The organism is Candidatus Jordarchaeum sp., assembly GCF_052745115.1.
Genome location: NZ_JBRAKS010000119.1, coordinates 1 through 11,026 on the forward strand (window position 1 = coordinate 1; position 11,026 = coordinate 11,026).

Consider the following 11,026-nt stretch of genomic DNA (forward strand, 5'->3'; position numbering starts at 1 on the left):
TATAATCGCTCCATATGCATCTAGCGGTAGTTCAGCATAATTCTATTTAAACACCAATATTTTAGAACTGTTAGCATAGGCATCTTGAATGAAAAAAATAGTTTATTCGAACTATTATAGTATAGGTTGAACTCTTTCCTCCTTTTTTCTTTACATACAAGTCATTTTTTACTTTTTATTCATTCTTAATAAAATTTAATTGAAACGTTATGTAATTAATAAATAAATTAATTGAGAAGAATTTGAATAGTATCGTAGTAAAAAAGGTAATCAACTAGTAATAAATTAATACATATTATAATTTTCTTTAAAGGAGAGGTGATTCATATGGATTATGAAGATGCGGGATTTGTTAACTTTGCAAAGCAGAGATATGTAAACCTTATTAAAATAGCTCGAAATGCTATACGTGAGGTTTACAAGGAACCCAAACCCAGAATAGAGGAGGAAGCTCAACTAATAGCGGCACTACTGACTTCTTCACCGCCAGTATACATCTGGGAAGACTACGTTAAACATGTTCAAAGAGAGAGAATAAAGAAGATTATTGATTCTGGCGAGAAAAAGGATCTAATTTTGGAGGCAGTAAAGGAGGAGCTTAGCGAGTACCAACTCATGCTAAATTTCGAATTAACTAAAGAAAAAATTATAATTAAACCAAAGACGTTTTTGGGGAAGGATATTTGGAGCATAGTAAATGACATGCTAAAAACTTACGGATTCGAATGGATTTCGAAAGACAAGGAAAGCTTTTGGGAAAAATAATCCCATAACATCTCGTTTTAGAACTTTTGTAGCATAATACAAATTAGCAAAATCAGATATTCGACCTCTAAAAACAAGAAATTAAGCTTCCTACAAATACAAATAGGAGTTATATCCTATGTTTGAGGGTTATTATCAAAAAATATTTTGGAGACCAAAGATTGCTAAGTGAACTTCAATTAAAATCCAAGTTTGTAGGTGCCCTAGTCGGTACAGGTGTAGGAGACACATTGGGTAGACCCTTTGAGGGATTTAGGAGACCATTTACTGTTGATACCGTGAAATTTGGTGGAAAGTATACAGATGATACCGAAATGGCTATCGGCGTAGCGGAATCACTCGTTGAAAAGCAAGGATTCGATGGAGAACATATGGCGTGGACATTTATTAGAAATTTCAATCCTAGCCGTGGTTATGGTTGGGGACCTCCGCAAATTTTCAAATGGATTAAGGAGGGCTTAAGCTGGGACAAAGCCAGCCGAAAACTTTTCAATGGAACCGGCTCTTGGGGCAATGGGGCTGCGATGAGAATTGTCCCAATAGGGACTTTTTATTTTGATGATTTTGAAGAATTAAAGAAAGTTGCTCACCAGTCTAGTCTTATCACACATTCGCACATACTGGGAATTGAGGGGGCGGTATTACAAGCTTGTTCTGTCGCCCTTGCCGTAAGATTAACTCCAGAATCATTCGACCCTCAAATCTTTGTAAATAAACTTCTTCAAATTGTTCAGGAAGATGTGTATAGAAAAAAGTTGGACATCATTCGGAAATTTTTAAGGGGGAAACCCGATGAGGTAAGAATTATTGAAGAGTTGGGTAACGGGATTGCGGCTTTTGATTCAGTCCCCACTGCTTTATTCTCTTTTTTATCTCATCCCAAGAGTTTTAAAGAAGCTGTTAGATATGCTGTCTGCTTGGGTGGAGACAGTGACACAATAGGCGCCATGTGTGGAGGAATTAGTGGAGCTTTTCATGGTGTAGAAGGAATTCCAGATGAGTGGAGAAAAAACTTAGAGAACGCAGAGTATATAGAGAGCTTGGCAGAGAAACTCTGGCAAGTTAAAACAACATATAAGAAGTGAGGCATAAACTAAATTTTTGTAATTTTTATTATTTTTTATTGGAAATTGAAAAAATTTTAATAACAAAATAGTAGAAAAGTAAACTCTAAAAGGAATCGAACCATTCTTTTGGATAGAGTTTTCTATTGGTGAAGACAAATATGTTTCAAGTAAAGCGAATTGAAAAACTGGAAGATTTCGAAAAATGTAGTGAGCTAGAGAAGCGCATTTGGGGAACAGAAGAATCAACCCCACCACCTTTACTTATCGCACTTCAACATAATGGGGGATTACTACTTGGTGCATTTGACGATGATGAAAACCTGGTGGGATTCTGTGTTGGATTCCCGGGGCGTAAGGATAACCAGTCATATTTTTACTCTCATCAGGCAGGGGTTTTACCTGAACTTCAGAATTCGGGATTGGGCTACCTGTTGAAAATGAAGCAGCGAGAGTGTGCAATAGGGATGGGATTTAACCTGATGAAGTGGACTTTCGATCCCTTGCAGGGATTAAACGGAAACTTCAACCTCAGAAAGTTGGGTGTGATTTGCCGAACCTACATCCCCAACTACTACGGCATCATGAAAGACGAGCTAAATATGGGAATGACGACCGACCGATTCACAGCGGAATGGTGGCTAAAATCTAAACGAGTTGTAGATAAAGAGCACGGTAAAAGCACAAAAATTAATTTAGAAAAGCTGTTAATAGAGGGGGCGGAATTTGCAAACGAAACCAAAGCATTCAAGAAGGATGTTAGAAGAGTTGTAAAAAGCAATCTCAATTTAAATTCAGATTTTATACTTCTTGAGATCCCTGAAAGTATTAGAAAGGTTAAAGAGGCTGGTATGAATTTGGCTATAGACTGGGTGGAAAAAATCAGGCCCATATTTTTAAACTATTTTAATAAAAGATACATCGCGAGTGATTTTATTTCAGAAATAATTGAGGGCGAGAGACGTAACTTCTATCTACTTTTGAAGAACCGCTTATTGAAAGAAGAGCTAAAAGAAATTTAAACATAGTTTAACGGAATAGATGCCCGATGTTTATAGAAAGGATTGAACTCAGGGAAATACAAATGGAATATGTTTCTCCTTTTGAGACAAGTCTTGGAAGAGAATACTATAAAGATGCAATAATTGTCAAAATTGAGACGCAAGAGGCTGAAGGATACGGGGAGTGCGTAGCCGAGAAGAGTCCATGGTACTCCTATGAAACTATTGAAACTGCTTGGCATGTTTTATCCCAATTTATGATTCCGATGATTCTGAGAAAAGAGGTCGAGAGACCGGAAGTATTTTTGTCGATGCTGAGCCGGATTCGGGGGCACAGCATGGCTCACGCAGCAATCGAAGAAGCATTTATTGACGCCTATGCAAAAACTAGAAAAACTTCCCTCTCAAAATTACTGGGCGGTAGCAAAGATAGAATCGAGAGTGGGGTGAGTATAGGAATACAAGAGAACGTTGATAAACTACTAAAAAACATTGAGAACTACTTAGAAGAAGGATATCGCAGGATAAAAATTAAGATAAAACCACAATGGGATCTTGAGGTGGTGAAAAAGGTAAGAGAAGCTTATCCTGACATAAATTTAATAGTAGATGCAAATGGCGCCTACACAATCAGGGATGCTGAACATCTCCAAGAACTTGATAAATACAATCTTTTAATGATAGAGCAACCCTTGGATTACGATGATCTTGTCTATCATGCCGAACTCCAGTCCAAAATGAAAACTCCAATATGCCTTGATGAAAGCATTCCCAATCTGCATGCAGCCCAAGCAGCACTAAAACTAGGTAGTTGTAAAATAATCAACATAAAAGTCGGCAGAGTCGGGGGAATTCAAAAAACGAAAAAAATACACGATTACTGCCAAGAAAAGGAAGTACCCGTGTGGTGTGGTGGTATGCTTGAAACCGGAATCGGACGGGCAATAAATGTAGCCGTGGCAAGCCTGCCAAACTATAAATTACCCAATGATATCTCAGCCAGTAATAGATATTACGCCGAGGACGTAGTGGACCCCCCATTCCAACTTAACCGTGATGGGACCATAACCGTCCCCCAAAAGCCGGGAATAGGCGTAGAGATATTAGAAGAACGCCTAAAAAAGGCAACGAAAAGAAAAAAAATCTTCACCTAAAATTTCCGGGGGGCATCTCAAAATTAGGAAATTTAATAAGTTAAACTCTAATGCGTAGGGTCTCCGGGGAAATTTTTGGTAAATTTTTATTCACAACACATCGTATTCCTGGCTCCATATAAAGCGATAAACCACACTCATTACACACAGTACACTTAACTATGGAATCGAATTCTCCTCGCTTGGACTTATTTACGATTTCTGGGTCCGCGATTTGCGCCCGTCCCAAAGCAACCATGTCCGCCTTCCCTTCCTCAATTATTTTCTCAGCCGTTTTAAGATCAAAAATAGCACCTACTACTATAATCGGCACATCGACACACTCCTTAATGCCTTCAGCTAATGGAACATTAACACATTCACCGATTTCCCTAGTTGGGGAGATATAGTCGATGTTCTCAAATCTTCCACTTGAAATATGCAAAACGTCAATCCCCGCTTCAATCAGCATCAGAGCTAGTTTCTTTGATTCTTCTAGGGTCAAATCGCCCTCAACACGGCCCTCAGCACTAATCCTACAGCATAGGGGAAAATTCTCGCCAACACTCTCCCTAGTCTTCATAATTATGTTCACAATAAATCGAGCCCGGTTTTCTAGAATTCCTCCATAATCATCCGTCCTCTTATTTGAAAGCGGCGAGAGAAACTGGTGGATCAGGTAGCCATGACAGCCATGAAACTCAATAAACTCCGCCCCCGCTTTCTTAGCTCTAACCGCTGCTTCTGCAAACGCATCCTCGATTTCCTCAATTTCCGTCAGGCTCAACTCTCTAGGTTTCGCCATTTCCATAACCAAACCTTGCCCCTCGCTTTTTAAAGTGCATGGAATGGGAGAAGGTGCTACAGGCTCGAAGCTAGGCATCCAAGCCTGTCGCCCCGCATGAGACAATTGTATTGCGGGAACAGAACCGTTTCTCTTTATAACCGCAAAGAGCTTACTTAAACCCTCAATGTATCGATCAGCATAAACATTCAAAATATTTGGAAAACCGCGGCCATTCTCCATCACGGCGCTAGCTCCTACTATAGTGAGCCCTGACCCTCCTCCCGAGATTTGGTTATAATAGTTCAACTCCCTTTTCGTAACGAATCCATCGGCTGTTCCGAAGTTGGTGTCCGTTGGTGGAAAAACAATCCTGTTGGGAATTTTTAACCCCTTAATTTCGATGGGGGTAAAAACCTTCTCTAAACTACTCATAAGCTCTCAACTCCTCTACAAAAAGTCGTAATTTATTCTAATAAACTTTTCAGAACTCTTACTTAAAGATTTAAGATATTGGCCGCTCCCTCAACTGTATGGCGTGTTTAACATAAATATCAGCAAATATTTTAACATCCTTCGCCCCCAGAGCCTTTCTGAACCGCAGTACATTATAAGCCTCGGATTCAATTATGCCCTGATCGGTCATTATAGCTCCGCGGAGTATGTTCACCCTCACAAATTTCCCACCAACCAAATGTGTTATGGATAGAGATGCAATAGTATCATTTCGTAAAACGTATCCCCAAAGGCAAATCGATTTCTCTTTTAAACGGGCTGCAATACGAGTCATTAACGCCACTGTTTCGGGACCTACACTATTGGGATAAAATGGAACATCACCATGGTTCTCAAGAATATTCTATCTATTCCACCCCCATTTAATAAGCCCTTGCATCGCTTAGCAATCTTTAAAAAGTTTCTTTAAGAGAAAGTTCATATCGCGGAGAGCCTAGAAGAGGCGGAAGATGAATTACACTGAAAATCCCTGCATAAAAACGCCCTCAAATTTTTTTTCTCCATTTTATAGTTTGTTTTGAACAGGAATAATTTGTAAATTGATAAGAGTTGAGATCTGTAAAGATATCGATACGTTTAAACCTTATGTTCCCCACGAATAGATTAGAGTATCTGATAAACTTTCAAAGTTAGAGGTGTGTATTTTGTCTGTTAAAATTGAAGATGTCATGATTAAGGATGTTCTAACTATTGAGGTTCATGATAATGTACTAAACGCCACCAAAAAAATGAACGAAAGAGGAGTCGGCTGCATCATTGCAGTTGATGAAGGAAAACCAGTAGGCATTCTAACCGAGAGAGATATACTGAGAAGAATTGTAGTTGAAAAACGAGAACCGGAAAAAACCAAGGTCAAAGAAGTAATGTCAACCCCACTCATCACCGGAAAACCAGAAATGATGGTTGAAGACGCCGTAAAAATCATAATTTTAAATAGAATCAAAAAACTACCAATCTTGAGTGAAGAAAAACTGGTGGGCATAATAACCCTATTCGACATTGTCAGACTCAGCCCCGTAACCGCCAATGTGCTTCGAGAAACCTACAAAACACAAGAAGTCCCACCCCAAATTGAAAAATACATAATAAGACTCAAAGATAAAAGATATGATTTAGAAAAACTGATAAAAGGGAAAAAAATTCCAATAGATTGAAAATCTCCAAAAAAAGAAAGAAGAATCGTTTAGCAGATGAGGTGGGACTTAGGACATTTTTGAAATCTCTTCTCTCAGAACCCTTCTGAGAACCTTCCCAGCTAAACTAATAGGCAGCATATCTTTGAAAATAACATCCCTGATTTTCTTGTAAGGAGCCACCCGCTCCGAAACATAATCAATAAGCTCTTCTTTAGTGGCAGAAGCACCCTCCTTCAATACTACAAAAGCAACAGGAAGCTCACCCACACTCTCGTCAGGTTTCCCAATAACGGCACACTCTTTAACAGCCGGATGCTCATGAAGCACCTCCTCAATGTCCCGCGGAAAGACGGAATAGCCCTTGTATTTCAACATGTCCTTTTTACGATCCACAATGTAGAAGTAACCATCCTCATCCATCTTTCCCAGATCTCCAGTGTGAAGCCAACCTTCCCTAAGCACGTTTTTTGTTTCTTCCGGCTTATTCCAGTACCCTTTCATGATCTGAGGACCTTTAACAACAATCTCACCCAATTCTCCAGGAGAAAGCTCTTTGGTTCCGGTCTCAGCATCGACAATCTTTGCATCTGTATCAATTAGGGGCATACCAACCGACCCTGGTTTCCTTACAGCATCTTTAGAAGCAGGATTATAGAGAACTCCCATAGTCACTTCTGTTAAACCATAAGCTTCAATTACTGTTCCGCTTGTAGCTTCTTGAAGGCGCTTTAAGTTTGTGACTGGAAGGGGGGCGGCTCCTGAGGCTATGAGTTTCACCGAGGACAAATCGTATTTTTTAAAGTCTGGGTGGTTTAACAAGGGCACAAACATGGGTGGAGCCCCCCCAATTGCGTCTGGTTTGTATTTTTCGATTGCTTCTAGGTATTCTTTGGGATCGAAGCGTAGAAATATCACCATGGTTTGCATGTTACAGATGGGTAGGCACAGGTAGGCGATCATGCCCATGGCGTGGAACCAGGGTACGGCGGCGAAGGTTAAGCGTCTTTTATTTATTAGACGGGCTACATCCTCGGGGGTGGCTTCGATACCTTCGGCTTGGAGCTCCTCGGCTATTTCTTCGTCGCTTTTTTCGGTTTTCATCATTACTTTTTGCCATATGGGAATGTCAATGTCTCTTTCTGCGGTAAGGGGTATCATCCAGAAGGTGTTTTGCATTATGTTTGCAGTTACGTTAAAATGTGTTAGCATTACCCCTTTTGGTGTTCCGGTGGTTCCTCCGGTATAGCTTAAATGAGCTAGATCTTCTTTGGGGTTGACTTTTACTCCGGTGGTTTTTGTTTCTACTTTGAGCAGTTCGGGAAATAGGTAGTCATCATTCTTTTTTGCTTCTTCAGTCTTTTTCCGCTCTGTGTCTGGTGATAAAATTTTTTCTGGGAAAAGCAGATAGTCGTCGAGGCCTGTTTTAATTACGTTTCTTAGTTTTGTTTTGTCTTTTACACTTTCTACTTTTTTGTAGGTTAAATCAATATCGAATGTGATTATGGTTTCTGTTCCAGAGTCGTTGAGCAGTGTTTCTAGCTCTCTCTCAACAAGTAAGGGGTTACAGGGAAAGATGGTTGCCCCGGCTTTCAGTGCCCCAAAATAGCTGATTACAAATTGGGGAACGTTCAGTAGGTGTATGGCAATTCTGTCTCCTTTTTTGACTCCCAACTCGATTAGAGCAGATGCGAATCGATTAGTTAGTTCTTCATATTCTCCATAAGTGATTTCACGGTCGTTGTATATACTCAAAATTCTATTCGGAATTTTTTTGGCAGCCCGGCTTAAAAAGTTATACACGGGCATTTCAGGATATTTAAGAGATTTGGGAACTCCGCTTGGCCAAAGTTTCAACCAAGGTTTCTCCAATACTTATCCCTCCTATGAAAAGTATTAATAATATGTAAATTAGGAAGAATAAAAAGTTTATTAAAATCAGACCGCAACGGCTTCAACTAGTCTAGGAGAGTTAAAGTGAACATTGGTAGCCTCCTTTTTCTCTCCTCAGGAGTAATTTACATAAAATATGAACCAGAATTTTCTAACCGGAAAATTAGAAAAAACTTCTTAAAAGGCTAGTAATTGAGAATAAAAAATATTTATTAAGAGGGTTTAGTTTAATGAACTTACTCTGTATCTCCGATTTAAACTGAAAGATATACGAGTATTTACTCTGAGAGTGCTATTTATGAGAGAGAAATGGAAGAAAAAGAGACTACGAAGACAGAGACGGAAAAGACGGAGAAGAAAGTAAAATTAATACATTACATAAACAAGAATTTATTAAAAAACAATACTTTAAAAATAATAACCTATTCACAAAAAGAAGAAAAAACTAAAAATCCGTTCCCCAAAAATTAGTAAACAAGTTACTAAATTTTGAAATATTCCTTTAGCTCTCATAAGATCAAGATTCTAAAAAATTTTACAATCAGAATAAGAGACTGAATCAAAGAAGGGAAGACTAAGGTAATTAATTGTCTCACTATTCGGAATTTTAAAAGCATTCAGCCAATTATTTCCGGTTCTATAGGTGTTTTGGGCAGAACCTCGTTACTACTCTCCTTTATCCAAACCGGCCTCTCAAGTCTAAATCCTCCAACACCAGGTTTATTCAGAACCACCGCCGCTATCTCCACCATGTTCGCTTCCAGTTCCATCTCGTTCCAAGGCTCCAAATCCACAATTATCGGATAAGACTCGTTACCCACACCGCCGAAACCATGGGAAAAGGCAAATAGTATATCGTTTCCATAACCATGCTTTGTAGCGATATTAACAAGATTAGACGCAATTTCACCTCGATTTGCTCCTGCTTGCATTGAATCGATTAGGGTGTAACTGATTTCTACGTATGCATCTGCAAGTTTTTTCTGTTCTTTTGTTGGTTGATCTACAAAATAGTTGTGGGATAAGTCACCATAGTATAATTGATACATTGAGTGTAGATCAACAAGTACATTATCTTCTGGTTGAATTATTTTTGTGGTTGCTGGTGTACATCCACCCATAGCGTAGGCGGTTCTGTAGCCGGATGCGATTTCTTGACCACCAGTAAGAGTCCAGGCCCAGTCACTTCCTGCTTTTCTCATAGCATACTCCGCAATTCCTGCAACTTCTGTTTCGGTCATGCCCACACAAAGCTCATCTTTTACCGCTTTCTGTCCCACGTCGGTTATTTCAGAGGCTCTTCTTAAAAGTTTAATTTCCTCTGGTTCTTTTATACTGGTAATGTAGTCTATAATTGGTGTGGAGTTTTTGAATTCTGCTGCAGGTAGAAGATTTTTTAGTTTATCGTATTCTGCGGCCAGTATATGTCCTGATGCAAGTATCATTTCTTGTCCGTACTCAACGCCTATTTTGCCTTTTTCGTAACCGAGTTTTTTGATGGATTCTGCGATTTGGGGCTCCAGGTACATTGCTTCAGCAGGCCCCCAGATATTCACGTTTTTAATCCAACTATCGTCTTTTACTCTTTCTACGTCGAGCAGCAGGGTGAATATTTCAGGTTCCCCATTTAGTGGGATAATAATTGCCGAACGCCATGGTATAAAGGCTCCTGAAACGTAGCCTAGTGTTCTTAAACGGGTTCCGATAATGACGTCTATTTTTTCTTCTTCCATTTTCGCCCAAATTTTCTTCAGTCTCCCTTCGAAATTTATATGTATGATCGGAACTCAATTCTTTCACCTCAGTAAAAATATTATATCCAAGTGAAAATTGATAAAGTTAGTGTATTCTTAAATTTAATTATTTGTATCAAAGATAAAATTAGATTTCAAGCAAAAAATATTCTAGATTTTAATATGAGAACATGATTCGGAAAAATAAAGATATTCATTAAACTAGTAATTACTTTCTCTCGCAAATTTTTCGAACATTTTTAAAAGCAAGTTTAGAATCTTCAAATGTTTCTTTTTTTGTTTATCGGTGCCCTGGAGAAGATCCCATGCTAAATTTGCATAATACCAAGCTTTTTCATAGTAGGGATCTATCTCAATCGCTTTTTCATAGTATATGATTGCCTTTTCTAGTTTAAGGCGTTTTAGGTGATAGTTGCCTAGGTTAACCCATGCACGTTTGTTTTCTGGGTCGTTTTTTAGGGATTTTCTATAACACTCAAGTGCCATTTCTTCTTTTGCCAGTTTGTCGTATATAACCCCTAGATTATACCATGCAGTTGGGTTTTTTGGGTCTGAATTTAAAGCGTTTCGATAACATTCTATTGAGTTTTCGAGTTTATCCATTATTTCATATATTATTCCTAGTCCAATCCACGCTTGTACATTGTTTGGATCGATTTCTACACATTTGTTCAGGTATTTGAGGCTTTTTTGATACTCTCCTATTTCTTGGTATATTTCGCCCATTTCGCGTAGAGCAAGGGGGTCTTCATGTCGGAGTTTTAAGGCTTCATCAAAGCATTTGAGAGCTTCGTTTGGAAGATCTATAAACTTGTAAATGTTTCCTAGATTGCACCAAGCGTTGATTAGATTTATTGCTGCTTCCTCTTCATCAATGCTCTGGATCTTGGAGCCTTGTTTGGAATCATTTATAAGTTTTGACGCTTTGTCGGGACCCCGTCTTAGGTATGTAGTTTTTCTGGTTGTTGTTTGTCTTATGTAGG

The 11,026-nt window shown here is 38.9% G+C and carries 11 protein-coding genes; 6 read left to right on the plus strand and 5 right to left on the minus strand.

Features of this window, described 5'->3' with window-relative positions; translation table 11 throughout:
• Positions 1-327: 327 nt before the first annotated feature.
• The 4 genes from ACUVXA_RS09995 (at position 328) to menC (ending at position 3,984) form a co-directional block, all read left to right on the plus strand.
• On the plus strand, positions 328-765 hold the full coding sequence (locus tag ACUVXA_RS09995) for a hypothetical protein (RefSeq protein ID WP_445871113.1): 438 nt from the start codon (positions 328-330) through the stop codon (positions 763-765).
• Positions 766-926: 161 nt separating this feature from the next.
• Entirely contained in the window at positions 927-1,850 is a 924-nt protein-coding gene (locus ACUVXA_RS10000) for an ADP-ribosylglycohydrolase family protein (protein ID WP_445871114.1), read from the plus strand.
• 140 nt (positions 1,851-1,990) lie between these two features.
• Positions 1,991-2,851, plus strand: coding sequence for a hypothetical protein (locus ACUVXA_RS10005; protein WP_445871115.1), 861 nt, complete (start codon positions 1,991-1,993; stop codon positions 2,849-2,851).
• Between the two features lie 26 nt (positions 2,852-2,877).
• A complete protein-coding gene (gene menC, locus ACUVXA_RS10010) occupies positions 2,878-3,984 on the plus strand; it encodes an o-succinylbenzoate synthase (RefSeq protein WP_445871116.1) in 1,107 nt (368 codons plus the stop codon).
• 40 nt (positions 3,985-4,024) lie between these two features.
• Here the strand turns inward: menC and ACUVXA_RS10015 are convergent, their stop codons facing one another.
• Positions 4,025-5,182, minus strand: a complete 1,158-nt coding sequence (locus ACUVXA_RS10015; RefSeq protein ID WP_445871117.1) for an oxidoreductase — start codon at positions 5,180-5,182, stop codon at positions 4,025-4,027.
• Positions 5,183-5,252: 70 nt separating this feature from the next.
• Entirely contained in the window at positions 5,253-5,603 is a 351-nt protein-coding gene (locus ACUVXA_RS10020; protein ID WP_445871122.1) for a BtpA/SgcQ family protein, read from the minus strand.
• Between the two features lie 304 nt (positions 5,604-5,907).
• Here ACUVXA_RS10020 and ACUVXA_RS10025 point away from each other — a divergent pair, with 304 nt between their 5' ends.
• A complete protein-coding gene (locus tag ACUVXA_RS10025; protein ID WP_445871118.1) occupies positions 5,908-6,417 on the plus strand; it encodes a CBS domain-containing protein in 510 nt (169 codons plus the stop codon).
• A gap of 48 nt (positions 6,418-6,465) precedes the next feature.
• On the opposite strand, the gene ACUVXA_RS10030 is transcribed toward ACUVXA_RS10025, so the two are convergent.
• Complete coding sequence (locus ACUVXA_RS10030; RefSeq protein ID WP_445871119.1) at positions 6,466-8,268, minus strand: AMP-binding protein; 1,803 nt, start codon at positions 8,266-8,268, stop codon at positions 6,466-6,468.
• A 330-nt stretch (positions 8,269-8,598) separates the two neighbouring features.
• Between ACUVXA_RS10030 and ACUVXA_RS10035 the strand changes: the two genes are divergently transcribed.
• Positions 8,599-8,760 (plus strand): hypothetical protein, encoded by a 162-nt coding sequence (locus ACUVXA_RS10035; protein ID WP_445871120.1) that lies wholly within the window; start codon positions 8,599-8,601, stop codon positions 8,758-8,760.
• 146 nt (positions 8,761-8,906) lie between these two features.
• On the opposite strand, the gene ACUVXA_RS10040 is transcribed toward ACUVXA_RS10035, so the two are convergent.
• Both ACUVXA_RS10040 and ACUVXA_RS10045 read right to left on the minus strand, forming a co-directional pair.
• Positions 8,907-10,070 carry a M24 family metallopeptidase gene (locus ACUVXA_RS10040; protein WP_445871123.1) on the minus strand — a complete coding sequence of 388 codons (1,164 nt, stop codon included), beginning with the start codon at positions 10,068-10,070 and terminating at the stop codon, positions 8,907-8,909.
• A 174-nt stretch (positions 10,071-10,244) separates the two neighbouring features.
• Positions 10,245-11,026 (minus strand): tetratricopeptide repeat protein (locus tag ACUVXA_RS10045; protein ID WP_445871121.1); only part of this gene is annotated, 782 nt, incomplete at its 5' end.

Excerpts from the sequence above, each read along its gene's own strand:
- ACUVXA_RS09995 (WP_445871113.1), top strand. The coding sequence starts at position 328 with ATGGATTATGAAGATGCGGGATTTGTTAACTTTGCAAAGCAGAGATAT.
- ACUVXA_RS10005 (WP_445871115.1), top strand. The coding sequence starts at position 1,991 with ATGTTTCAAGTAAAGCGAATTGAAAAACTGGAAGATTTCGAAAAATGT.
- menC (WP_445871116.1), top strand. The coding sequence starts at position 2,878 with ATGTTTATAGAAAGGATTGAACTCAGGGAAATACAAATGGAATATGTT.
- ACUVXA_RS10015 (WP_445871117.1), bottom strand. The coding sequence starts at position 5,182 with ATGAGTAGTTTAGAGAAGGTTTTTACCCCCATCGAAATTAAGGGGTTA.
- ACUVXA_RS10035 (WP_445871120.1), top strand. The coding sequence starts at position 8,599 with ATGGAAGAAAAAGAGACTACGAAGACAGAGACGGAAAAGACGGAGAAG.